Origin of the sequence: Danxiaibacter flavus, assembly GCF_041060425.1 — a bacterium.
Taxonomy (GTDB): Bacteria; Bacteroidota; Bacteroidia; order Chitinophagales; family Chitinophagaceae; genus Danxiaibacter; species Danxiaibacter flavus.
In genome coordinates, this window is record NZ_JAULBC010000010.1 from 50541 (window position 1) to 74372 (window position 23832).

The window sequence follows — 23832 nt, forward strand, 5'->3', positions numbered from 1 at the left end:
TAAAGTCTTACAATTGATAATTGAAAAGGGACAATTGAAAATGTTGTAAGCGAAAGTGAAATTGCTAAATGGCAAAGGTTATATAACGGTATGAAGAATCATTCTGATCATTATCAATTTTCAACTGTCAATTTTCAATTCATTCACTGATCCAAAACTCTATATTATACTCCGTCTCGCCCAGCGTTCCGTTTTTTCCAAAAATAACTTCTTTGCTTTCGGCCGGTTCGCCGTTATCATGACGATTATCCAGCAAAAGTTTTTTTCCGGCATATATTGCTTTAACAGAATATCTTCCTATAGGGATATCGGTAGCCATAAAAGTGCCGGCCACATCTTTGATCGTCTTTTCAATAGATGTGGCGGCGCTGCCATCAATTAATTTTGTATCGAGCGGTGTTAGTATGAGTTTAATCTGCGTTACATCAACATCAGTTCCGAAAGCATAAAGATCTACATGTGCTCCATAAAAACCTCCGTTGCCGGGTTTCGGTCCGGATAACTTCCATGTAAAATTGCGGGTAGTTACTTTGCTTTTGTCAAAGGGGTCAGTGTTATCCGCCTGTAAGTCAAATTTGTAATCCTGGCCGTATGCACTTCTTTCAATTTGAGCTTTTGCGGTCCATGTACCTGCGGGTTCGGCCGGTAGTTTTATGGAATATTTTCCGCTATTGTCCGTTACGCCATACAGGTAAGTATCATACCAAACCGTATGTTCAATAGTTGTCTTAACGCCTTGCAATGGATTGCCATTTTCGTCCATTACCTTGCCGTCAACTTCACCAGAACTATTGTCTGTGTCTTTTTGATTGGAAACACTTTTTGAACATGCAGCCAATGTGAACGGCAGAAAAAACAAGAGTAATAGTGGTTGAAATAAATGTTTCATGCCAATAAAATAACAATGCCGTTGACCGGGTAATTGCGCACCATGACCATCATCGTCAACACGGGCAACGACATCTATAATTTGATAATAAATTTTGTTTGATTTTACTTGTATACAGCTAGAGAATAGTCAATGGTCAAGGTCCGGGCCGGTTAAGTAAATATATTGTCGTTTAAGTGTTATTATTATCCTGGGCAAAAGTTCTCATTTGCTCTTATATTTCTTAAATGGTTCAAAAACCTTCGCTTCGGTCAGCTTTGAGCTTTAGGCTTTAAGCTTTATCAGTTGTTTACAAAGAAACATTAGGCGCGCCCGGCACTTTACTTATATGCAACCAATGCACTGGCAGGGCCTCCCAATTGAATCTTCGTAATTTCCTTAAAGCCTGCTTCTTTTGCCCAGCCTGCAAAATCTTTGGCTGCGTAATCAAAGCCACCAGGCGTTTCAATAAGCATGTTTAAAGACATTAACAGCCCGAATGCATTTTCTTTTCTTTCGTCATCAATAATGTTTTCAATCACAATAAACGCTCCGCCTTCTGGTAATGCATCATAGGCCTTGCCGATGAGCATTTTCTTTTCTTCAAGATTCCAGTCATGCAGAATATTGCCCATTGTAATTAGGTCAGCTTTAGGAAAAGCATCTGTGAAGAAATTTCCGACAGCAGTTTTCACCCTGTCGCTAACACCTGATGCATCAATGTTTCTCTGTGCAACGCGCGCCACAGGAGGCAGATCATATGTTGTAGAATGAATGCCGGGATTAAATGTAGCTATCTGAATGGATAGTTCGCCACTTGCACCACCAATATCAACATGTGTTTTGTATTTAGAGAAATCAAAGCTGCGGGCGAATGCTATAAAATTACTGCGTTGTACGCCAGTCATAGCCCCCATAAATTCTTCAAGTTTACTTTCGTCTTCATACAATTTTTCAAAGATCCCTGCTCCGTGAATTTTTGCTTCGTTTTGCGGTAAGCCTGTTTTAAGACCTTCTTCCAGATCATTCCAGAAGGGAAATAAACGGTTGTTACACATTTCGAGCAATCCGCCTACATAAGAGGATTTTTTCTTGTCAAGGAAAACATCTGTTTCAAGTGTGTTACAGTATTTGGCTTCAGTGCCCGTACCTTCCCTGTACAAAAATTTAAGTGCTACCAACGCATCAAGAAAATCGTACAATCCTCTTTCCTGCAGTCCTAAAGCCTCTTTAATTTGTGTACCCGTTTTGCTGCTTTCGGCAAGCGAAGTAAAAAGATGAAGATTCACTGCAGTAAGCAGCACTTTAGAAGAGAAAAAACTTAATCCCGTTTCCAAAATAGATGCGGGCGTAATTACTACCTGGGCAGACGTTGTTTGTGTTAGCATTTTCTAAGGTTTTTTATTGTTTAAAGTTGATGTTAGTATTGAGGCGTTTCTCAATTGCGGATGCTAAGCTAGTTTACAATTTTACCTCATGCAAGCGAGAATGCAATGAAGTGCTGTTTTGCATGTATGAGCGGCGAAAAAACGCGTACAAAAGAGCAATAGGGCTGCAGGTTTTTTGAAGAAATCAAGCAATAAATTAAAAATGTTATACGTTTTTTTTATTATGCAATCCATTGCATATCAATGCTTTGGCACACAGGTTATAATTTCCGGAGCATATGTTTTTTAAATTGGCAGCAAATTTGCATAGAGCATTCAGAATCTGTACCATATGCTAAGTTGTAATTTATATATAACTAATATTGATCGCCCTTGTATCTACCTATACACTTCAAAATTGTGATTTCTGATTTTAAATAAAAAGCAAAAGTATGATTAGACAACTAAGACTGGCAGGCGTTATTGCCTTGTTTATTGGGAGCGCTGTGGCTTGTAAGAAAAGCGATTCTCCTTCGGGTAAAGCAACAGTAGCGGTGCATTTAACTGATGCGCCGGCCCCGTATGATGAAGTAAACGTTGATGTGCAAAAAGTTGAAATCCATTCAGATCAAAGCGGATGGGTAACACTTGATCTGATACATCCCGGCGTTTACAATCTGCTCGATTTTAGGAATGGCCTCGATACCTTATTGTGTCAAAGCGAGTTGCCTTCCGGAAGTATTTCTCAGATGAGGCTTGTTTTAGGAAGCAACAACTCTGTTGTTGTGGATGGTGCTGAATATGCACTTGCAACGCCTTCTGCTGAACAGAGCGGACTTAAGTTTAATATTCAGCAGGAGCTTGCAGCAAATGGTTCCTACAATATCTGGATCGATTTTGATGCAGCTAAGTCTGTTGTAAAAAAAGGAAACGGAAGTTATAGTCTTAAGCCTGTAGTGCGAGCATATACAGAACAGACCAACGGACGCATAAAAGGAATTGTTCTGCCACTCTCAGCAGGGGCCACAGTGTATGCCATTAATGGCACAGACACGCTTTCCGCTATTCCTGACATTGCAGGGCGCTACATGTTCTCCGGTGTTGCGGAAGGAAATTATACTGTTACAATTGATGCAGCTGCAACCAGCGGATTGTCTGATACAAGTATTTCCAATGTATCAGTTAAGTATGGTCTTATAACCGATGTAGGTATTACCACACTGGTACCATAATATTTTTCGCAGATCCGGCATACCACTTTGCAATAAATGATCGCTTATATGATCCTGAAACAAAAAGCTTAATACAAGCGGTCTGTTGCAAGTGAGCCGGATCTCATTTTTTACAGAGGATCTGTTACAACCGGTATAGATAAATTATACTTTATCTTTGGACCCGTTTTCAAGGAACAAAGAGATTTCAAAGTTTAAATGATTAGCGATGAAGGTTCGGTTACTGTCATTAATAGCTGTCTTAATAATATTTGCATCATGCGATAGTCACATGTATAAAGGCAATTCAGGAAAAATCCCTCCTGGTCAGGCGAAGAAGATGGATGGCAGCCAGTCCGCAAAACCATATGCACCCGGACAGCAAAAGAAAAACTACTAACCTGATGATGTTGGCGGATTTTTTTATTTTGAAAGCGTTTTAAACAATCCCGGCCTTCTCTAAGCTGAAATATTTGAAGCCTGCGTAAAGGCTTGTTGTTGTGATCTGTTTGTAATTCCCGGTGTGAGCGGGAATCCTTTATCCGGATCTCACTGAATGTGTTCCTTTTTTTTGCCACTTTCAAGCACATACTAAAATTACGTTTTGGTAAAATGCCCCATTACTCTTTGGCTGTGTAATAAACTTTGCCGATCTTTTACGAAATTTCCATCTTAACCAGTGAGTTAGAACCATATTGGCTGCTGCGGAAATACTCATTAAACAGAAGCACATGAAAAATGTACTTGTACTCACAGATTTTTCAGACAATGCCCTACAAGCGCTGCGTTATGCCGCGATGCTTGCCAAAACCTACCGGCTTGAAAAGCTGGTTGTGCTTCACAGCTATGACCGTTTCGATGCTCAACCAGGTGGCGAAAACGAAATGGAGCAGGAAAAGAAACGTAAAGCGGATATAATGGCCCAATTGGAAGAATTGCAACACCAGGAGTTATCTAACCTGCAATCAACCAAAATAACAGTCTTGGCGGAAGAGGGTTTTTTAATGGAGAAGATAAACAGGCTGTGTGAAGAAATGAGTATTGACCTTATTGTAGTTGGCGCTACCGGGAAAAGTGGTTGGGAAAGGCATTTTGTAGGATCTGTTGCAATGCAACTGTTGGATGAAGTGAATTATCCCCTGCTGCTGGTACCGCACAGTGCTGTTGTTGAGCCCATTAAATGTGCAGTATTTGCAAGTGATTTGAAAGGATTATTGGAGCCTACTCAGGAACAACTTTCTCCTATCCTTAGTACGTTGGACGCACAAATACTTGTGTTGAATGTGGACAGGAAGGAAAAAGAATTTGGTCCTGAAACGACTTTTGAAATGCGTGATCTTCATTATTATATGGACCATTTTCGCGCTACCTTCTATTTTACAGAAGATGCTGATACGGTTGAAGGGCTGGAACAGTTTGCTGTAGACAGAAACGCATCACTGATTATAACTATTCACAGGCCAAGTGGATGGTTTGAGCGGATCTTTAAATCAAGCGTATCTGAACAGCTGGCGTTGCACACATCGATACCGTTGCTTTGTTTATATGAAGAACGCCGATAGGAATTGATTCTTCTACTGATTTGTTTTTCTTTTCCTGCTAATATCTAACCCTCATCATGAAAAAGGTCTGCCTGTCGTTGTTTACTCTATTGGTTGCATTATTCGGTATTGCTCAAAAACAAATACAAAAAGCGAATGGCCAGTACATCTCCCCCAAGGATATAGAAGGTTCTGTTAATGACTTGATGAAAGCCGGAGATGTTAATGGAATAGCCATAGCTATGATTAATGATAATGTTCCCTCTTACATAAAAGCATTTGGTTATAGCAATGCTGAAAAAGGCATTCCGCTGGATACTGCATCTGCCATGTATGCTGCATCGCTCGCCAAGCCGCTTTTTGCTTACATCGTAATGCAGCTTGTGGACAAAGGTTTTATTGCCCTTGATAAACCGCTATATACTTATCTGCAGAAACCTTTGCCTGAATATAAAGCTTACGCAGATCTTGCCGGAGACGAACGGTGGAAGTTAATAACTGCCCGGCATTGTCTTACCCATACGACTGGATTTCCAAATTGGCGGCAACTAAATCCCAATAACAATAATAAGCTGGAGATATTCTTTACACCCGGTTCGCGCTATGCATATTCAGGGGAAGGTTTGTATCTATTGCAAATGGTTGTGGAAGCTATAACCGGCAAACATTTGGAAACGCTGGCACAGGAGCAAATATTCGAACCCTTCGGCATGTACAACACAAGTTTTGTGTGGCAGCCTTCTTTTGAAAAAAATTATGCAGTCGGTCACAATATGAATGGTGACACCCTTGCGAAGTTCAGGAACAAAGAATCGAATGCAGCAGGCTCGATGGAAACAACCGTTGCCGATTATGCCAGGTTTTTGTCTGCGGTTTTGCAACATAAAGGATTAAGTGAGCAATCATGGAAAGAAATGTTTTCTCGACAGATAGGCATCTTTACCAGACATCAATTTCCCTCATTGAACAATGATACAACAAGTGCAAACAGATCTATTCAATTGTCCTATGGGCTCGGCTGGGGATTATTTAATACGCCATACGGAAGTGCTTTTTTTAAAGAAGGCCATGGTGACGGGTGGGTGCATTACACGATTTGTTTGCCGGATAAAAAATCCGCCTTGCTCATAATGAGCAACAGTGCCAACGGAGAAAGTATTTTTAAAGACCTGGTTGATAAACTGGAAGGTGTTTCTATTCCATGGGAATGGGAAGGTTATTATCCTTACAGGAAGCATGTTACGCTTTCAGAATTTGAATTGAAGAAGTTTGTGGGTCAATATAAAAATGAGCGCATGCGGGCCATTGTTACGCTTGATAAAGGTGTGCTGAAAGTTGAAGTGCCTGATATGGGATTGGGAAAAACCAATTTATATGCAGAAAGCGATCATCACTTTTTTATGAAGACAATGGAAGTGGATCTGGAGTTTAGCATTGATGACGATGGTGTTTCGGAAAAGATACTGGTGAAGGATGAAGGGGAGGAATATGAATTGAGAAGGGTTAAATAGAGCCGGACCTGGATTGGCGAATTGCTCCTGCAGAGCAATTTGTCTGGACCTGGATTTTAGGGATTAGGGGATTGGCGGGATTTTACGGGCGGACTTTCCCTGGGATTCTTGATTGCATAACAACTCACGAGAAATATAATAAAATCAAAATGCTGTATTGACTAACGTAAGCAGCCGGAATTAGCAACAGCAATCCCTTCGATCCGGTAAATCCAGATTCACATACCGAAATTAATGGCTAAGCCGTCAGCATTAATCAAAAGCAATCCAATTAATCCCTCAATCCTAAAAATCCCGGCCCAGACAGTTAATCCGGTAAATCCCGGTCCGGATTGCCGTTCATATAATTTTATGGCCAGCCCTTTTATTGTACTTAAATCGGCCAGAATCCCGGCCTAATTTAGATCAACCTTTCATTTCAAAACAATTTTTTATGCTAACTGTAAAAAGAATATTGCCTGTAATAGCGCTGCTGTTTGTTATTGGCGCAAAGGCGCAGAATTCAAAAGACACCACTCTTAGAAGTATTTTATTGAATCAGCTTAAATCCACACATAACCAGGCCGAATGGTTTGTTCCTGTCAACAATGCCTTACAGGATCTTACACTGGCTCAGGCCACATGGAAACCATCAGACTCAAGTCATTCAATAGCCCAGCTTGCGACGCATCTGCTATTTTGGAACAAAGAGGAGCTGAATAAATTTAACGGCATAAAGAATCCGGATTTCAGTGGAAATAATGAAGAAACGTTTTCCAATCCCGATGAAACAAAATGGAAAGCGGCCATAAAAGAACTGGATGAGGTGTTAACAGGATGGGAAAAAGCAGTTACTGAAGCTGATGAGGCCAAGCTGCAGAAATGGTATAATATTATTGCGCATATCGGAACGCACAATGCTTATCACACAGGTCAAATTATTTATATAAGAAAACAACAGGGCTCATGGAATCCGGAAAAAGGGGTAAAATAGTGCTTTTGTAATTTTTCTCCTGACCGATTTTAATCTGTCAACTAATAGGGAATTAATGTCTGGTTATTATATTTGTTGTGCTAAACCTGAAAAGCAGAAAAAATAAGCCCGGGCCTTATTGCAGTCACAAACGTTCAAATTTCATTCTTCTGCCTCAATGGTTCAAACAAAAAAATAAAAACTAAACTTAGTTTATGAAACATTTAGCCCTATTACTGGTTGCTTTTTCAGCATCTGTTTGTCTTTTTACATCCTGTACCAAAACAACTACTCCTCCGGATGATAAGCATCTGACCAAGAAAGAAATTTTGGTTCAAAAACCCTGGCAGGTTGATGAACTTATTCACAACATTGGCGGTATAAACACGCAGTACATCCGCGGTGGAATAAATACGACAGGCATCGATTATAATCTGCTTCGTTTTGTTTTTAAAGCAGATGGTACAGGAAGTCACACAGACCAGTTCGGAAACACTTATTCCCTCACCTGGAAGTTTTTGACAGCTGCAGAGCAGGATCTGGAATTGACCGTTAACTTACCTACAACCACAACCTATCAGTGGAATCTTGTTGAAATTGCTGATAGTACACTTCACGCGACAGTAAAGATTAAGGATAAGTCCGGAGATATATTGGAGTCGTTTCGTATGACACAAGTGAAATAGAAGATAAAAAAGTAAAAATAAAAAAGACGTGCGGTTAAATATCACACGTCTTTTTTATTTCCCATTCGGATAGCCTGCTACCCCGGAAACTTAATGCTCGCTCCCAGCTGCACACCCCTGTTTGCACGCGTTCTGTGATCGTCCAAAGTAATGTCTGTAAGACCTATACCATATCTTACATAAAAGCCCAGCATTCTGTTGGCATCAATACCCATTCCTAAATTCAAAGCTACGTCAGCAGAAGAATAACCATCTTTAATGCCGATCTTATCGCCATCTGCATATTTGAGATTCGCGCCAACATTGAATCCCAGTTGTGGTCCGAATTCAAAATAAAATTGTTTCACGGGGTGAACCTGGAACATAAACGGAATTTGTATATAATCAAGCGCAATCGTTCTTTGATCCCCGTTAATGGTATAGTATCGTTGTCCCATACCTGCGTAAAGTATTTCGGGTTGAATGCTCCAGAACCTGTCAAGCCTTTTATTGAGAAAAACGCCCGCATGCCCTGTTACCCGGTTGTTTCCGCTTAAATTGCTGAGATCAGTAAAACTCATGCCCCCTTTAATGCCAAATTCTTGTGCTTTTGCAGTGTTTCCCAACAAAAAGAAACAAATAACAGCCACACTTAAAAACAAATGTTTCATAGATGATTTTTAATTCTGATTGCGCCTTAGGCAAACGGTGTGCCAGTTTGTCTACCTGTGTTGGTTATTTTTCGCACTTAATCATTATATTAAGGCATGAAAAAGCTTTTTGTATGTGCCGTGCTTTTATGTTTATCCTGCTGTAAAAACTTCGCACAACAATCCTCTGCCCGCTTTCATGTGCTGGCTATTGCTGAAAACGGAGGACATCATATAGAATATTCGAAAGCCGCTAAGATCTGGTTGAATAAGTTGGCTGCCGACAGCAGTTTTTCAATCGATTACCTGGAAAATGCGAATAGTATTGATGAGGACTTTCTGGCTAAATATCAGCTGTTTATCCAGTTGGACTATCCTCCGTATGGATGGCCTGCAAAAGCCGTTACTGCTTTCCAGGATTATATCGAAAAAGGAAAGGGCGGATGGATCGGATTTCATCATGCTTCGCTGTTGGGTGAATTTGACGGATATCCCATGTGGCAATGGTTTTCAGCATTTATGGGCGGCATTCGCTGGAAGAATTACATTGAAGGTTTTGCCAAAGCGACTGTAAATGTGGAAGACAGAAATCACCCCTGTATAAAGGATCTTCCCACTTCTTTCCCGATTGAAAAAGATGAATGGTACACCTATGATAAAAGTCCCCGCCAAAACGTGCATGTAATTGCCAGCGTGGATGAGAAAAGTTACCAACCAACCTCGGATATTGTGATGGGAGATCATCCGGTAATTTGGACAAACGAACGTGTTAAGGCCCGGAATATCTATATTTTTATGGGGCATTCCCCCGACTTGTTTAATAATGCAGCCTATACAACACTTTTTAAAAATGCGATTTTCTGGGCTGCAACAAAATAACGCTTATGGATGAGTATGATTTTAGCGGCGAATGGATTGGATATTATACGCTGTACTATGAAAACAACATATCTAAGGACTACGCCTTTAAAATAAATATGCAGCTGCAGGATGGTGTGTTAAAAGGCACTTGCGTTGATGATGAAAGCATCATTGTTTTTGACGAGCCCGCAACAATTGACGGCTTTATCGAAGACAATTTTATCAGCTTCATTAAAAAATATCCTTACGCATGGGCCATGGATGAAAATGGCAAGCCGCTGAAATTTAAAGATGTAGCCTCTTATGAAATTCATTATGCGGGCAATTTTGAGAACGGAATATTTTCCGGCTATTGGGAGCTGAGTATTGAGGAAGCAAATGAAAACGGGGAAATAAGCAATATCGATTCGCAGGGGACATGGCAAATGCGAAAAGTATAATACTGGTGCTTCTATTTCAGTAAAAGGATCGTATTACGCCGAGTGGCGCCAACAGGTTGGCGGGTGAAGATCCTCTCTTCGCAATGGTCTTAATGTTTTTGCAACAGTGCCAATAGCTTTCTGTCTAACTTATAACCATTCCAGTCTTCGTACGCAACATCTGCACGGCCTGAATTCAATATACCGAAATCACCAATAAAGTTCCAGATGGCAAAGCCAATGTTGTTTGAGGAAAGAATATCCAGTACATCGCCGAACCAGGCAATAAACACATCGTGCGGTGTTTTATTCCAGCAACCGCATTCTCCGCAATGAACGCCCACGCCTTTATTGGCAAGATCTATCCACGGCTGATAATACTTTTCAAGCATGGAACGTTGCAAGTATTGATCGCCAACCTGTCCCGGCCATTTTGGTTCCGGCAAATGCTCGGGATCTTTGTTGGCCCACGGTGCCTTATAGTGAGAGATTGCATGCGGATAATAACCACGGCAACTCTGCGCAATGGGTAAGTCTGTTATCTCGGTTATCACGGAATTGCCGACGTTGTTTCCATCAGCAATAACAAGGTGATCGGGATTTTCCTTCCGGATTGCCTCCAATGCTCCTTTGGCAACCTTTCTATATACATCGCCTGGTACGGCGCTGGATCTTGAATGTTGATCATTCATATCCTCACGCATACTTGGCTCATTCACCAGGTCGAAACTGATCTTCTTTGAAGAAACGTTTTTGTACTTTTTTGCCCACATGTTCCAATGGAAATAAAAAGCTTTTTGTGCTTCCTCGTCTTTCCACAAATTATATGGCTCATAAAAGCCCGCGTTAATACAATAACCAGGAGCACGATGCAGGTTAAGGCTAACATGAATGTTGTGCTTGTGCGCCAGCATAACAACATTGTCTATTTCATCAATTGCTTTTGGATTGATCTTGTAGACTTCTTCCGGAGTGATATTGCGTGAACGGTCAAAATCCAGGTAATAAGGATATGCAATTGGAAGCCTTACAAAGTCAAAACCCCAGTCGTTCATCCATTTAAAATGATCGTCAGTTGTGGGTTGTTTGGTGGGAACACCATTTGGGTTGAAAAAGTCAAGTAAATTAAAACCCTTCCATTTAGGAAGTTTGTTTGAGGTCAAAGGAGAAGGTGTGGCTAATACTTTTGCTGACAAGCCAAGGCCGGCTGCTGCCAGGCTCGTGTTCCTGATAAAGGTTCTTCGTTGCATGAACAGTTTGGTTGTATGGTTTCAAAAGCAATCATTAAACAGTTTGCGTTTGGCAAACATGTTTGCATTAGCTAAATATAACTAAAACTCCGTGGTTAAAGCTAAATTTAAGCTTATAAACAGATCGTTAGCATAAAATTTCGGGGTGATATTGTAAGTTTATAGAAAGGAGGTGAATCGTGAATAGTCAATAGTCAAAGGTTGAGATTTGCGCCAGGTATTTAAGCTTTCACATTGATTCATCAGACGTGAATCTGTGTAATAAAATTTCCGGGTGGTTATTGTAAGTTTATAGAAAGGAGGTGAATGAGGAAAAAGTAAATGGTGAATCCTGAATCAATGTCGTTTCCTTAAGAGTCTACAAAAAGCAAAACAAGCCTGAATCAGGTACTTCGTAAATCGTACTTGATCAATCTTAGTGTTTCTTACGGAAACGGTATTGAATCGTGAATAGTCATTCGATGTCATTTTCAAATAGAGCGTTTAAATGGCCGATTGTATTTGTTGCGATGATGAGCGTTGAACTTCACGTCGACGCCAGGAGGCATCTCCCGGTATTCAACATGTTGGTGTTTAGGAAACCTATCCTGTCATACCAATGACAGATTTTATAACAGGTGCAATTTTTCCCGTAGGGAATTAAGCTCAATAGAAATGATTGAATCGAGTGTCTCATAGTCCGTTAGGGATTTAACCAAATAAAATGGGTTAATGTCCTACGAACAATAAGGATCTCATATTTTGAGACTTCTATTGAGCTTAAAGCCCTACGGGCTACCAGCAGAAGCGTACTGTCATTTCTTTGATTGTGGCAAGTCAAATTCTCAAATGGAAGTGACGATGTGGGTGCGGCTTCTGGTTATCTTGTTACACATTTTTATTGTTGAAGCATACTCCTTGCGAACACAGTATCAATTCTTCTAACCTAAATCAGATATATATGAAAACGATAGATGCTATTACTAAACCAGTATTATTTGCCCTTCTGTTAACGCTAAGTTTTGTTGCATTGCATGCCCAGGATTCTACAAAAAAGAAGCCTTCCAAAGAAGATATGGTGAAAGAGCTGATCCAAAAGAAAGAATATGTTTTTATCGCACAAATGGCTTTGCCGATGAGCGGCGGATCAAGACAATTGACGACTTATTATGATTTTAAAGTGTATGGAGATACGTTGAAAAGCGATTTGCCTTATTTCGGCCGTTCCTTTTCTGCGCCAATTGATCCAAGCAAGATTGGGATAAATTTTACAACTACAGACTTTGATTACGTTGTTGCCGACCGCAAAAAAGGTGGCTGGGATATTACTATTACTCCACGCAATAATTCAGACTGGAGACAATTTCTCTTAACAGTTTTTACCAACGGATCAGCATCGATGCAGGCGTCGAGCAATAACCGGCAACCAATTTCTTTTAATGGCTATATAGAGGCGAGGAAGGCGAAGAAATAATTAGAGAAGGAATATGGTCGTCTTAAATTGACGGATATTTATTACATTCATCCAAACTAAACCACAGATGCTATTAAGGCTAAAAAGCGTTCTAAAAAAACTTTTGCCAATCGTATTGATTGTTTGTGTAGTTTCAAATGCCCTGGGAGTATTTTTTAAGTTAGGCCATCACGCCGGCGCAGAATTTTTGCTTTTACTCAGTTTGTATTTGTTCTACTTTGCACTAATACTTCTGATCATCAGGGTGTTTAAAATAATATAAGATAGAAGGGCCGGACTTGCCTTCCCGGATGTCCGGCCTTCTTAGCATTTAATTTTCTTCCAACAGCCTTTCTGTAATTTGTTTTGAAGTATTGGCGCCCATTTTTCTTAGCTCTTCAACACGATTGATGATATTTCCCCTGCCGGTTGATAATTGCTTAAAAGCAGTGTCATAAGCACCTGAAGCCTCGTTCAACTTCCTTCCTACTATTTCCAGGTTATCAATAAAACCAACAAACTTATCGTATAACGCCCCAGCTTTGTCGGCGACACTTAACGCATGCCTGTTTTGTTGCTCCACCTTCCACAGGTCAGCTACGATACGTAATACTGCAAATAAGTTGGTAGGACTTACCAACAGTATTTTTTTGTCGTATGCATATTTCCAAAGGGATATGTCGGATTTAACTGCTTCCAGAAATGCGGGCTCAATAGGAATAAATAGCAACACATAATCCAATGCCTGGGCATAACGTGGATAATTCTTTTTAGAAAGTCCGTCAATATGGTTCCGTAATGATCTTATATGCTGCTGAAGAAACTGCTGCTGCCCATCAACCTCTTCACAAGAGAGATATTGTTCCCATGCCACAAGCGACACTTTTGAATCAATGATCACTTTGCGGTTGTCAGGATAAAGAATGGTAATATCAGGTTGCAAACCTTTGCCCGTTTCATCTTTGATAATGTTGCCGGAATTGTCTTTAATAAATTCCTGCACAAAATATTCACGGCCTTTTGTTAATCCGCTGTTCTCCAGTAAACTTTCCAATATCATCTCGCCCCAATTGCCCTGCATTTTTGTGTTGCCTTTCAAAGCTGTTGTAAGATTGTTGGCTTCGAGGCTCACCTGTTGGCTCATTTCAATTAAGCGCTGTACTTCTTTGCCTAGTGAAAACCGTTCTTTGCTTTCTTTGTCATACGTTTCTTCCACTTTTTGCTTGAATTCTACTAATTGACTTTTCAGCGGAGTAATGAGCGCATTCATCTTCTCTTCATTCAGTTGCGTGAATTTCTCGGTTTTCTCTTCCAGAATATTTTGCGCCAGATTTTTGAACTCGAACTTGAAATGTTCCCCAAGTTGCTCTATTTCTTTTTTCTGGTTTTCCAGTTTTTCCTCGGCTGATCTGAATTTTTCTTTAAACATAGCTAACTGGCTCTGCAGCACCTGGTTCTCCATTTGAAACCTTTTGAGGGACTTATGTTCTTCTTCAAGTAACTGACTGCGGCTTTCTGCTTTTGAAACCTGCTGAATCAATAATTCTTTCTCGTTCTGAAGTGATTTGCTTTGAGCTTCAGCCTGTTCTGCAATACCAGTCTGTTGTTGAAGTCTTTCATTCAACACAGATAATTGCTTTATAAATGATGGTCGTTGAAAAAGCCAGGTAAGTAAAACGCCCATAATTAATGCCGCAATGGCAACCGTAACGGTGATTATCATGTCCATATTTCCTCCGGTTTTGTTGTAAACGGCTAAAATGTCATTATATTTTGATGGCATGTTAGTTGTGCTAAAAAATAAAAGCGGGTTGAAAATATGCACATGAGTGCCAAATTTCTTCCAGTCTTAAATAGTATATTATGGAAGCACAAAACAAACGTTTTTCAGAATTGATAAAGGGCGAAAAGCCAGTACTGGTTGATTTTACGGCTGAATGGTGCGGACCTTGTAAAACAATGGCTCCGGTCTTAAAAGATGTGAAACAGCAACTTGGCGAAGCGATCACGATCATCAAAGTTGATGTGGACAAGAATCCGCAAGTAGCGTCCTTTTACAAGATTCAGGGTGTGCCCACATTTATCTTATTTAAGAACGGCGAGATCAAGTGGCGGCAGAGCGGTGCAATGAGCCAGGCACAATTGAAGCAGGCGCTGCAACATTTTTCGTAAAAAGTGAGGGTTGAGGTATCAGGCGTCAGGTACCAGGTTTGAGGTATAAGGTGTAAAATGTAACTTACAGAATCAGTCAGTGTCTAACATTTGCACATTTACATATCCGCACATTCGCACATTAAGATATTCGCAAATTTTCAATTGTCACCTTTCAATTTTCCATTAACCCTGCGTCTCCATTTCCAAACTTCAACCCAAATAACAGAGATAAATGCAACCAACAGGCATATGCCCAGTTGTTGGATGTTGAGTTGCTGCACATGAAAAAAGTTTGCAACCGGAGGAACGTACAGTATGATTGCCGTTAGAAGAATGGTGATTAAAAGAATAATCCGCAGTAGTGCATTCCTGTTGGCAAAACTGCTGACGACTGAATAATAAAAGGATCTGTTAACCAGTGTGAGCCAGATATTCGCAAACAATAAAGTAGTAAATACCATTGCCCTCGTTTCATTTTCTTCGTGCCCCTGGTTTACGCTCAGCTGGTAAACAAACAATACCCCTGCTGTAATTGCAAGCCCTTGAATAAGGCTCAGCCCCATTTCCTTCAATGAGAGAAAGGTTGTTGTAAATGAACGCGGAGGTTGCTGCATTACATTCTTTTCGATTGGCTCATTCTCATAAACAATAGAACAGGTTGGTCCCATAATTACTTCCAGGAAAATAACATGCACTGGTGTAAATATATTTGGATACAGCCATCCAAAAAACAGCGGTAATGATACAGTGAGGATGATGGGAATGTGAATGGAAATGATGTATTGAACTGCACGTTTCAGGTTCGAATATATTTTCCTGCCCATAGCGATCGCATCAATCATTTTTGAAAGATCATCATCTGCCAAAACCAGTGCCGCTGCACCTTTCGCTATTTCAGTTCCCTTCTTTCCCATAGCTATACCAATGTGTGCTGCTTTTAAAGCGGGTCCGTCATTAACACCATCACCGGTCATTGCTACAATTTCATTTTGATCCTTAAGCGCATTAATAATTCGCAGCTTAGCTTCAGGAAACATGCGCGTAAAAATATTAACACGTTTAACTTCCTCTTTTAATTTCTTCTCGTCCATTTCCAACAGCGCTTCTCCATTCAAAATATTTTCCGGGCCACGCAGTCCTGCTTGTGCTGCAATGGCCGTGGTGGTAAATTCGTTATCTCCGGTAATTATTTTTACTTTAATGCCTGCATCATAAAACTGATTAAACACATCCGAAATATTCTTTTTAGGAGGATCATAAAATGCAACCATGCCAAGAAAGTGAAATGGCAGCGTTTGTTGTTTTGCCGGAAACTTGTCTTCCGGATAATCACTTAATGCAACGCCCAGGATCCGGTAGCCTTTCAGTGCTAATTCATTAATAATCTTTTTGATGCTTTTCTGCTCTTCTGGCATAAGATTACTAACAGCAAGGATTGCCTCCGGTGCACCTTTGGCGGCAATGATTCTTTTTCCTTTTGCATTTCGAAATACGTGCGTCATCATCGGTGGTCGGCCATCCAGCGGAAATTCGTGCACCAGCTGAAATGATTTTCGTTCATCAATGTCCGCGAAAGATTCATACACTTTGTGCAGCGCCTTTTCCATCGGGTCAAACGGAACCGGTTCGCTTGCCCACATTGCGACTGTAATTAGGTTTTTTGCTTCTTCAGATTGCCAGTCGTTTTTAAAATAGGTACGTTGTTGCGGCCAAACATGAATGGCTTCCAGTTCCATCCGGTTTTCTGTAATTGTTCCGGTTTTATCTGTGCAGATAACGGTCGCACTTCCCAGTGTTTCAACGGTTCTGATCTGTTTTACGATAATTCCCCTGCGCATTAACCGCCATGCTCCCAATGCCATAAATGTTGTAAAGGCGACAGGAATTTCTTCGGGGAGAATGGACATTGCCAGTGTCAGACCTTTCAGGAAACTATCCAGGATCTGCTTCGAACGGAGATAATTAACCAGCCAGACCAGGACAAAAATGGCGACACCTGCAATGGCCATCCTGGTTACGAAGCTTTTTATCTGTAACTGAAGCGGCGTATCTTCTTCTTTAATGCCGAGCAAAGACTGTCCAAGCTTATTTAATTCTGTTTGCCTGCCAATAGCTGTTACCCTGCATATAGCCATACCCGTTACCACCGCCGTTCCCTGGAATACTTTGCTTTCTTCTCCATTGTTTGATTTTATTACAGCAAATGCTTCACCCGTAAGAATGGATTCATTCACGGAGAAATCCGAAGAGAATACAACCTCGCCATCAGCAGGTATTGATCCTCCTTCTTCAACCAACATAAGGTCATTGAGCACAAGTTCTTCAAGCGCAATTTTTTTGATCAGGCCATTGCGGATAACTTTTACCTGGGGTTGGTTAAGGGTTTCCAGTGCTGCCAATGCTTTCCGGCTTCTGTTGTCCTGGTAGAATTCAATTCCCGAAACAACAATAATGGCCGCAAGCATAAAATAAGCTTCGCCGGTTTCGTGCAGCAAAAAGTAAATTATTGTTGTTGCAATTAACAACAACAGCATCGGTTCTTTTAATGTGTTGATCAGGGCTATCAACCAGTTACTTTCCTTTTCATGCTTCCATTCATTGCTCCCGTTTAATTTCCGGGAAGCAATAACTTCTTCTGTCGTTAAGCCTTTTAAACCTTCGGGAATATTCATCTTCGAATGAGATTATATAATAAAAAGTACTGCGTTTATACCATTTCAACAACTTCCGGCTTCTTATCCGTGTATTTAACGCGTGGCAACCTGAATGCAGGCATAAATGCAATCAAAATTAGAACAGATGACATCAGGAATGCATCCTGTATTGCATATTGTTCAGCCAGCGGCGCAGTATAATTTTTTGTGGTTGTGTAGTAGTTAAATAAATATTGATGCATAATCCCGCTAAGTGCAATGCCGGCAGAGCCGCTCAATTGTTGGGTAAGACTGTACATGGAAGAAGCCTGCGTAGCCTGATGTGGCAATACGGAGCTCATAGCGGTAGATGTAATTGGTGACACAAGCAGGCCCAATCCGCAACCTCTGACTGCCATGGTTAGTAAAATAAACCAGGCCAACGGCTCATTGATCCTGGAAAAGAGAAACATGGATAATGTGAGAATGCCCAGTCCTATCAGTACTTCTCTTCTTGGTCCAAACTTGTCTGACCATGCACCTGCCATCGGTGTAAAGATGGCCATGACAATAGAGTTGGGGAGAATCATTAAACCTGATTGCGTTTCTGAATAATTAAGCAAGCCCTGTAACAAAAAGGGCACGAGAAATAGCCCGCTATACAGTGCGATAGAGCGAACCATAGTTATAAGCATACAGTTGACGAATGTTTTGCTTGCGAAAATATTGAGATCAAAAAGCGGATCCTTACTTTTCCTACATGTTCTTATAAATAAGATCAGCACAACAACCGACAAAATAAAGGTTCCCCACACATAAGGGGATAATGCACCCAAATCGGCTGCCTTTGCCAATGCATATTGAATCAACAGAATGAACAAAGTGAACAGGATAAACCCTGACAAATGAAAATGGATAATTTTTCCTTTTCGCTTTTTTAGAAATCTTAATGAAATAGCTGCTATGATAATAGTTGCAATGCCGATCGGGAGGTTTACCATAAAAATAGAGGGCCATCCGAAGTATTGGGTAAGAATGCCGCCAAGTGTAGGGCCTAAAGCCGGACCCGTTATAGCACCCAATGACCACCAGCCCATTATTGCTCCTCTTTCTTTTTTAGGAAAGACGAGTGTAAGAATGGCCATGGCTGTTGGAGTAATTGCTCCGCCGCCAAACGCCTGGATGGCCCTCGATATAATAAGCATTTCAAGGCTGCGCGATAAGCCGCACAACAAAGAACCTATTACAAAAACAGTGAGACTTGCCAGGTACAACCGGTAAAACCCAAAATTTTGTTTTAGCCAATTGGTGAGTGGCATAAACACGCAAAACCCCAGCATGTAAGAAGTGATTACCCATTCTATATCATCTAAGCCACAATTAAATTCTCTCCGCATTACTGGTAGAGACACATTCACAATACTACTATCAATGCCGGCCATAAAAGTGCCAAGCATTAATGGTAATAGTATGGCGAACTTGTGTTTAACTACCATGCATCTTTTAGATGTTGTAAGTTTTACGTTTTACGTTATACGTTTCCCACCACGAAGGAAGCACAGACTTTATTCAATTCTTCGTGCTCCTTGCTGCCTTCGGGCCTTCGTGGCATACATAGCAACAACACTGTGTTTCGTTGTGTCGTGCTGTCTCTGTGTTTCAATCCTTTGTGCTCCTTTGCGCCTTTGCGTCTTTGTGGCAAAAAATCCGTGTTTCTATGTGTCACCCTGCCTCCGTGGTTACAAATCAATTTTCACACCAAGCACCTTCAGGAAAGCAGCAATAAAAGAAGGATGTCCCGGCCATGCAGGAGAAGTAACAAGATTACCATCCGTTACACTTTCAGATGGTGCTACTGAAACATAAGTGCCACCGGCAAGCTCAACTTCTGGTCCAACTGCGGGATAAGATGTTAACTTTCGTCCGTTTAGGACTTTGGCAGCAGCAAGGATTTGAGGGGCGTGGCAAATGGCTGCGAGGGGTTTGTTGTTGCTGGCAAAATATTGTACGATTTCGAGGACACGTTTGTTGAGACGCAGGTATTCAGGAGCTCTTCCGCCTGCAATTACCAATCCTTCATAATCGGCTTCTTTCACATCATCAAAAGTATAAGTGAGTTGAAAGTGATGGCCGGGCTTTTCTGAATAGGTTTGATCTCCTTCAAAATCATGGATCGCGGTTTTTACGGTGTCGCCTTTCTTTTTATCAGGACAAACAGCGTGTACTTCAAAGCCTACCATTTGTAGCATCTGGAAAGGAACCATTGTTTCGTAATCTTCAGCAAAATCGCCTGTAAGAAAGAGAATTTTTTTCATACTTCTATTTTTGTAGTTATCGAATGAAAGTAATGAAGGGAAGGTTAAAGTTAACTTGTTTAGACGGAAAACTCAACTCAGTTGACAATTGACATTTGAAAATTGACAATGATATGAGCGAAAAATAATCTGCGCCAATTTGTTTAGAGTTTTATTGCAGCTGGTGTAAGTTTGCAACCGCATCGTCACCTCGACGACAGGAGAGGTCTCCCGAATAATTGATCTGATCGTGAGATTTTATATGCATTTGATATTGATAGGTCTTGACTAAACGACATTACATTTTCAATTGTCAATTTTCAATTCTCAATTGAAAAAAATGTCAATTTTCAACTCTCCATTAAAAAAAAGAGCGCCGTTATTAAATAACAGCGCTTGCTCTAAACCAAAACCAATCTGTAAAACTATTTCACTACATCAGCTTTAAATCCGGCCTTTTGAAGTATACTAAGAATATCTTTCTCATGTACTCCTTCACTTTCTATAGTCAATAATTTAGCGGGATTTTGCGTATCCACTTTCCAGTTGCCGGCTCCTGCCGCTTCGTCCAAAAATGGGGTTGCTTTTTCTACGCAACCACTGCAATTAATATTTGTTTTGAATGTTATTGTTTTCATCGTCTTTCGTTTTTTGTGCGGGTTACCGCTCCGTTTAGTTATACAAATTTCGCTTATAGTGATCCCAGTTGCTTTATACAATTCTCCTATTCTGTTATACAATTTACAGGTTAGAGTTTTTTAGCTTTAAGCAGGAGGCTGTTTGCTACAACACTCACCGAGCTCATCGCCATGGCTGCACCTGCAATCATTGGATTTAACAGGAAGCCGTTAACCGGGTAAAGTATTCCCGCCGCGATGGGGATGCCAATTACATTATAAATGAACGCCCAGAACAAATTTTGCTTGATGCTTTGTACGGTCTGTCCGGACAAGCGAATGGCTTTATTTATTTTGGTAAGATCTGAAGATATGATCGTCATAGCCGCCACATCCATTGCAATGTCACTGCCTTTGCCCATTGCTATGCTCACATCAGCCTGCGCAAGCGCATTACTATCATTAATGCCATCACCAACCATGGCGACGGTGTGTCCTTTATGTTGAAGTTCTTTAATAAAAGACGCTTTGTCTGCAGGTAAAACTTCGGCTTTAAAATGTTGAATGCCTGCTTGCTCTGCAATTGCCTTTGCTGTTGCATGATTATCACCGGTAAGCATATACACTTCAATCCCGTTGTTTTGTAATTCTTTCACGGCTTCAGTAGATGACGTTTTTATTTTATCAGCGATAGCAACAATCGCCAGTGCCTCTTTTTCATTTGCAAAAAAGATCACGGTTTTTGCTTCCTTCAACCACAATTGTTCCGCTATAAGAAAATCATCATCTATCTGTATCTTATTTTTTCTAAGCAATTTTTTGTTACCTGCATAAAACTGCGCTCCGTTTACAACGGCTGTAGCCCCGTATCCGGTTACACTTTCAAAATTTGATACGTTGACTGTGGTATCAATATCAAGATGTTTTACTACTGCCTCGGCTAAAGGATGCTCTGATTGTTTTTCAACAGAAGAAAAGATCACAGCATTTGAATCATCATTGCGAAGCCACTTTATATCAGTAACAGCAGGTTTGCCTTCAGTGATCGTACCTGTTTTGTCCAATACGATCACGTCAACCTTTCTGGCGAGCTGCAAACTTTCCGCGTTTTTAATCAGTATTCCATTTTCTGCGCCCTTTCCTACTCCGACCATGATTGCAGTTGGTGTCGCGAGGCCGAGTGCACAAGGACAGGCAATCACCAATACAGTAACCATTGCAAGCAGTCCCTGCGTAAGACCATTTTCTCCGCCCAGCGTAATCCATGCAATAAAAGTCAATACTGCAATAATGATAACTATGGGGACAAAAATGCCGGCGATCTTGTCCACCAGCTTTTGAACCGGTGCCTTACTGCCCTGAGCGTCCTGCACCATTTTTATGATGTGTGCCAGCAATGTATCCGCGCCTACTTTTTCCGCACGGAACTGGAAACTATTCTTCTGATTGATCGTTCCGGCAAATACCTGCGATCCGGTAGTTTTTTCAACCGGCATTGATTCTCCGCTGATCATACTTTCATCTATAAAGGAGCTGCCACTTGCAACTACGCCATCAACAGGAATTTTATCACCCGGTTTTATCAGGATAATATCATCTTTCTTAACCTGGGCTATTGGTATTTCCATATGGTGAGAACCATGGTGAATAACCGTTACCGTTGTTGGTTGCAATCCCATTAATTTTTTTATTGCGGACGAAGTATTTCCTTTAGCTTTTTCTTCCAGCACTTTACCAAGAAGAATAAATGAAATCACCACAGCTGCTGCTTCAAAATAAACATGAGCGTGCAAACCGCGGCTATGCCAGTATTCAGGGAATAATGTATTAAAAACGCTGAACAAATAGGCCACGCCTGTGCTTAAAGCAACAAGTGTATCCATATTAGCTGAGCGGTGCTTAAGTTGCTTCCAGGCATTCACAAAAAAATGCCTTCCGAAAATCAGGATCACCGGCGTGGATAATATCCACGTAATGTAATTGGCGTAGGGTATGTTCATAAAGAACATACTTATCACAACAACAGGCAGCGTTAATGCAATAGCACCAATTGTTTTTTTCTTAAGTGTTGAGAAGCTTTTTTGCTGCAGGGTTTCTAACTCTTTTACTGCATCTGCACTTTCTTCAATCACAAGGTCATAACCGATGGATTGAATAGCTGCTTTCAGCTTTTCCGGCGTAACAATAGTAGGAATATAAGTAACCATTGCACTTGCGTTTGCATAGTTCACTGCGGCATCCACAACGCCTTCCTGGCTTTTTAAAATCGATTCGGTACTGTTTGCGCAGGATGCACAGGTCATGTGCAATACGGGAAAATTTTTCTTAACTGAGGGAACATCGTAGCCTAGATCCTTAATAGCAGAAACGGCGTCTGCAATAACTTCCGGCGTTTCCGCCGTAATTACTGCACGCTGGTTGTTTAATTCAACTTTATGAGAAGTAATTCCTTTAACTTTTGCGAGTCCTTTGTCTATGATCAGGGCACAGTGCTCACTTTCTGCGCCTTCAATCGGTATATATACTTCCGTTGCCATATTAATTAATGTTTGTTCTATGGCAAAGTTCCGAAAGCATATGGGCGGAACTGTTATACAATTATGGGAAAGGGTTACAACATTTTATGCCCGTGAGTCAAGAATACGGATCAATCTCGACGTCGTCTTATTACACTTCGTCAAGGGATTTCCGTTTGTTTTCTTTTATGTTGCGGAAATGTGTGGGTGTAAATCCTGTCACTTTTTTAAATTGACTGCTTAAATGTGCTACGCTGCTGTAGCCCATTTTATAGGCTATTTCAGAGAGCGTTAACTCATTATAAACGATGAGCTCTTTTACACGTTCAATTTTTTGCGCAATGAAATATTTTTCTATGGTAGTTCCTTCTACTTCGGAAAAAAGTGTACTTAAATAGTTGTACTCGTAATGGAGTTCTGCTGAAATTTGTGTGGAAAGATTAAATGGCTTGTCTTCTTCGGAATAATGTACCAGCTTGACAATCACATTTTTGATCTTTTCAATTATCCGGCTTTTTTTGTCGTCTATCACTTCAAAGCCGAGATGCTTTAGTTCATCACTTATTTTGATAAGTTTTTCATTTGATGGAACTTGCTTTACTTCTACTTCCCCAAGATCAACCGTTATGGGTTCAATGCCATTGTGCGCTAATACTTCTTTCACCGCCGTTTTACAACGGTTACAAACCATATTTTTTATATATAACTTCATGAATTTGCACTTGTTTTTACAAATCTATTCAGAATAATCAAACCATCCTTAACTACAGGTTGTTGTATATAAAATCAATAAATATATTACGTAAATCGCGAACATTCTCTTCTTAATTTTATGGTAATAAGCGCGATTAACCTTCTTTTCATTTCATAAAATGCTCATAATTCCTTTAC

At 40.6% G+C, this 23832-nt stretch carries 21 protein-coding genes; 10 read left to right on the plus strand and 11 right to left on the minus strand.

Annotation, left to right across the window (positions count from 1 at the left end; all coding sequences use genetic code 11):
- Positions 1 to 139: 139 nt before the first annotated feature.
- Both QTN47_RS24660 and QTN47_RS24665 read right to left on the minus strand, forming a co-directional pair.
- Positions 140 to 889, minus strand: a complete 750-nt coding sequence (locus QTN47_RS24660) for an Ig-like domain-containing protein (RefSeq protein ID WP_369332113.1) — start codon at positions 887 to 889, stop codon at positions 140 to 142.
- Between the two features lie 320 nt (positions 890 to 1209).
- The gene (locus tag QTN47_RS24665) at positions 1210 to 2256 is read right to left on the minus strand and encodes a methyltransferase (RefSeq protein ID WP_369332114.1); all 1047 of its coding nucleotides are present in this window, start codon (positions 2254 to 2256) and stop codon (positions 1210 to 1212) included.
- Positions 2257 to 2687: 431 nt separating this feature from the next.
- On the opposite strand from QTN47_RS24665, the gene QTN47_RS24670 reads away from it, so the two are divergent.
- The 6 genes from QTN47_RS24670 (at position 2688) to QTN47_RS24695 (ending at position 8136) form a co-directional block, all read left to right on the plus strand.
- Entirely contained in the window at positions 2688 to 3467 is a 780-nt protein-coding gene (locus tag QTN47_RS24670) for a DUF4382 domain-containing protein (RefSeq protein ID WP_369332115.1), read from the plus strand.
- 208 nt (positions 3468 to 3675) lie between these two features.
- The gene (locus QTN47_RS24675) at positions 3676 to 3846 is read left to right on the plus strand and encodes a hypothetical protein (protein WP_369332116.1); all 171 of its coding nucleotides are present in this window, start codon (positions 3676 to 3678) and stop codon (positions 3844 to 3846) included.
- A 331-nt stretch (positions 3847 to 4177) separates the two neighbouring features.
- The gene (locus tag QTN47_RS24680; RefSeq protein WP_369332117.1) at positions 4178 to 5008 is read left to right on the plus strand and encodes a universal stress protein; all 831 of its coding nucleotides are present in this window, start codon (positions 4178 to 4180) and stop codon (positions 5006 to 5008) included.
- A 56-nt stretch (positions 5009 to 5064) separates the two neighbouring features.
- Positions 5065 to 6498 (plus strand): serine hydrolase, encoded by a 1434-nt coding sequence (locus QTN47_RS24685; RefSeq protein WP_369332118.1) that lies wholly within the window; start codon positions 5065 to 5067, stop codon positions 6496 to 6498.
- Positions 6499 to 6931: 433 nt separating this feature from the next.
- On the plus strand, positions 6932 to 7471 hold the full coding sequence (locus tag QTN47_RS24690; RefSeq protein WP_369332119.1) for a DinB family protein: 540 nt from the start codon (positions 6932 to 6934) through the stop codon (positions 7469 to 7471).
- Between the two features lie 194 nt (positions 7472 to 7665).
- The gene (locus QTN47_RS24695; RefSeq protein ID WP_369332120.1) at positions 7666 to 8136 is read left to right on the plus strand and encodes a hypothetical protein; all 471 of its coding nucleotides are present in this window, start codon (positions 7666 to 7668) and stop codon (positions 8134 to 8136) included.
- 77 nt (positions 8137 to 8213) lie between these two features.
- On the opposite strand, the gene QTN47_RS24700 is transcribed toward QTN47_RS24695, so the two are convergent.
- The gene (locus tag QTN47_RS24700; protein ID WP_369332121.1) at positions 8214 to 8786 is read right to left on the minus strand and encodes a porin family protein; all 573 of its coding nucleotides are present in this window, start codon (positions 8784 to 8786) and stop codon (positions 8214 to 8216) included.
- A 96-nt stretch (positions 8787 to 8882) separates the two neighbouring features.
- On the opposite strand from QTN47_RS24700, the gene QTN47_RS24705 reads away from it, so the two are divergent.
- Both QTN47_RS24705 and QTN47_RS24710 read left to right on the plus strand, forming a co-directional pair.
- Positions 8883 to 9644: a ThuA domain-containing protein gene (locus QTN47_RS24705; protein ID WP_369332122.1), complete on the plus strand. Its 762-nt coding sequence runs from the start codon at positions 8883 to 8885 to the stop codon at positions 9642 to 9644.
- A gap of 5 nt (positions 9645 to 9649) precedes the next feature.
- Positions 9650 to 10066 (plus strand): hypothetical protein, encoded by a 417-nt coding sequence (locus QTN47_RS24710; RefSeq protein ID WP_369332123.1) that lies wholly within the window; start codon positions 9650 to 9652, stop codon positions 10064 to 10066.
- Between the two features lie 89 nt (positions 10067 to 10155).
- Here the strand turns inward: QTN47_RS24710 and QTN47_RS24715 are convergent, their stop codons facing one another.
- The gene (locus tag QTN47_RS24715; protein ID WP_369332124.1) at positions 10156 to 11295 is read right to left on the minus strand and encodes a glycoside hydrolase family 5 protein; all 1140 of its coding nucleotides are present in this window, start codon (positions 11293 to 11295) and stop codon (positions 10156 to 10158) included.
- Positions 11296 to 12235: 940 nt separating this feature from the next.
- On the opposite strand from QTN47_RS24715, the gene QTN47_RS24720 reads away from it, so the two are divergent.
- Positions 12236 to 12748, plus strand: a complete 513-nt coding sequence (locus QTN47_RS24720; RefSeq protein WP_369332125.1) for a DUF4251 domain-containing protein — start codon at positions 12236 to 12238, stop codon at positions 12746 to 12748.
- A gap of 310 nt (positions 12749 to 13058) precedes the next feature.
- Here the strand turns inward: QTN47_RS24720 and QTN47_RS24725 are convergent, their stop codons facing one another.
- Positions 13059 to 14510: a DNA recombination protein RmuC gene (locus QTN47_RS24725; RefSeq protein ID WP_369332126.1), complete on the minus strand. Its 1452-nt coding sequence runs from the start codon at positions 14508 to 14510 to the stop codon at positions 13059 to 13061.
- 80 nt (positions 14511 to 14590) lie between these two features.
- Between QTN47_RS24725 and trxA the strand changes: the two genes are divergently transcribed.
- Positions 14591 to 14899, plus strand: a complete 309-nt coding sequence (gene trxA, locus QTN47_RS24730) for a thioredoxin (protein WP_369332127.1) — start codon at positions 14591 to 14593, stop codon at positions 14897 to 14899.
- Between the two features lie 140 nt (positions 14900 to 15039).
- Here trxA and QTN47_RS24735 read toward each other — a convergent pair whose 3' ends face one another.
- From QTN47_RS24735 to QTN47_RS24760, 6 genes are all read right to left on the minus strand, one after another.
- Positions 15040 to 17553, minus strand: coding sequence for a cation-translocating P-type ATPase (locus tag QTN47_RS24735; protein WP_369332128.1), 2514 nt, complete (start codon positions 17551 to 17553; stop codon positions 15040 to 15042).
- A 35-nt stretch (positions 17554 to 17588) separates the two neighbouring features.
- Positions 17589 to 19010, minus strand: coding sequence for an MDR family MFS transporter (locus tag QTN47_RS24740; protein WP_369332129.1), 1422 nt, complete (start codon positions 19008 to 19010; stop codon positions 17589 to 17591).
- Positions 19011 to 19253: 243 nt separating this feature from the next.
- Entirely contained in the window at positions 19254 to 19829 is a 576-nt protein-coding gene (locus QTN47_RS24745; protein ID WP_369332130.1) for a DJ-1/PfpI family protein, read from the minus strand.
- A gap of 404 nt (positions 19830 to 20233) precedes the next feature.
- On the minus strand, positions 20234 to 20446 hold the full coding sequence (locus QTN47_RS24750) for a heavy-metal-associated domain-containing protein (RefSeq protein ID WP_369332131.1): 213 nt from the start codon (positions 20444 to 20446) through the stop codon (positions 20234 to 20236).
- A 110-nt stretch (positions 20447 to 20556) separates the two neighbouring features.
- Complete coding sequence (locus QTN47_RS24755) at positions 20557 to 22962, minus strand: heavy metal translocating P-type ATPase (RefSeq protein WP_369332132.1); 2406 nt, start codon at positions 22960 to 22962, stop codon at positions 20557 to 20559.
- 130 nt (positions 22963 to 23092) lie between these two features.
- Positions 23093 to 23653 carry a helix-turn-helix domain-containing protein gene (locus QTN47_RS24760; RefSeq protein WP_369332134.1) on the minus strand — a complete coding sequence of 187 codons (561 nt, stop codon included), beginning with the start codon at positions 23651 to 23653 and terminating at the stop codon, positions 23093 to 23095.
- Positions 23654 to 23832 lie beyond the last annotated feature (179 nt).

Excerpts from the sequence above, each read along its gene's own strand:
- QTN47_RS24715 (WP_369332124.1), bottom strand. The coding sequence starts at position 11,295 with ATGCAACGAAGAACCTTTATCAGGAACACGAGCCTGGCAGCAGCCGGC.
- QTN47_RS24740 (WP_369332129.1), bottom strand. The coding sequence starts at position 19,010 with ATGGTAGTTAAACACAAGTTCGCCATACTATTACCATTAATGCTTGGC.
- QTN47_RS24760 (WP_369332134.1), bottom strand. The coding sequence starts at position 23,653 with ATGAAGTTATATATAAAAAATATGGTTTGTAACCGTTGTAAAACGGCG.
- QTN47_RS24670 (WP_369332115.1), top strand. The coding sequence starts at position 2,688 with ATGATTAGACAACTAAGACTGGCAGGCGTTATTGCCTTGTTTATTGGG.
- QTN47_RS24685 (WP_369332118.1), top strand. The coding sequence starts at position 5,065 with ATGAAAAAGGTCTGCCTGTCGTTGTTTACTCTATTGGTTGCATTATTC.
- QTN47_RS24750 (WP_369332131.1), bottom strand. The coding sequence starts at position 20,446 with ATGAAAACAATAACATTCAAAACAAATATTAATTGCAGTGGTTGCGTA.
- QTN47_RS24705 (WP_369332122.1), top strand. The coding sequence starts at position 8,883 with ATGAAAAAGCTTTTTGTATGTGCCGTGCTTTTATGTTTATCCTGCTGT.
- QTN47_RS24665 (WP_369332114.1), bottom strand. The coding sequence starts at position 2,256 with ATGCTAACACAAACAACGTCTGCCCAGGTAGTAATTACGCCCGCATCT.
- QTN47_RS24745 (WP_369332130.1), bottom strand. The coding sequence starts at position 19,829 with ATGAAAAAAATTCTCTTTCTTACAGGCGATTTTGCTGAAGATTACGAA.
- QTN47_RS24660 (WP_369332113.1), bottom strand. The coding sequence starts at position 889 with ATGAAACATTTATTTCAACCACTATTACTCTTGTTTTTTCTGCCGTTC.
- QTN47_RS24725 (WP_369332126.1), bottom strand. The coding sequence starts at position 14,510 with ATGCCATCAAAATATAATGACATTTTAGCCGTTTACAACAAAACCGGA.
- QTN47_RS24690 (WP_369332119.1), top strand. The coding sequence starts at position 6,932 with ATGCTAACTGTAAAAAGAATATTGCCTGTAATAGCGCTGCTGTTTGTT.
- QTN47_RS24695 (WP_369332120.1), top strand. The coding sequence starts at position 7,666 with ATGAAACATTTAGCCCTATTACTGGTTGCTTTTTCAGCATCTGTTTGT.
- QTN47_RS24710 (WP_369332123.1), top strand. The coding sequence starts at position 9,650 with ATGGATGAGTATGATTTTAGCGGCGAATGGATTGGATATTATACGCTG.
- QTN47_RS24755 (WP_369332132.1), bottom strand. The coding sequence starts at position 22,962 with ATGGCAACGGAAGTATATATACCGATTGAAGGCGCAGAAAGTGAGCAC.
- QTN47_RS24680 (WP_369332117.1), top strand. The coding sequence starts at position 4,178 with ATGAAAAATGTACTTGTACTCACAGATTTTTCAGACAATGCCCTACAA.
- QTN47_RS24675 (WP_369332116.1), top strand. The coding sequence starts at position 3,676 with ATGAAGGTTCGGTTACTGTCATTAATAGCTGTCTTAATAATATTTGCA.
- trxA (WP_369332127.1), top strand. The coding sequence starts at position 14,591 with ATGGAAGCACAAAACAAACGTTTTTCAGAATTGATAAAGGGCGAAAAG.
- QTN47_RS24720 (WP_369332125.1), top strand. The coding sequence starts at position 12,236 with ATGAAAACGATAGATGCTATTACTAAACCAGTATTATTTGCCCTTCTG.
- QTN47_RS24700 (WP_369332121.1), bottom strand. The coding sequence starts at position 8,786 with ATGAAACATTTGTTTTTAAGTGTGGCTGTTATTTGTTTCTTTTTGTTG.
- QTN47_RS24735 (WP_369332128.1), bottom strand. The coding sequence starts at position 17,553 with ATGAATATTCCCGAAGGTTTAAAAGGCTTAACGACAGAAGAAGTTATT.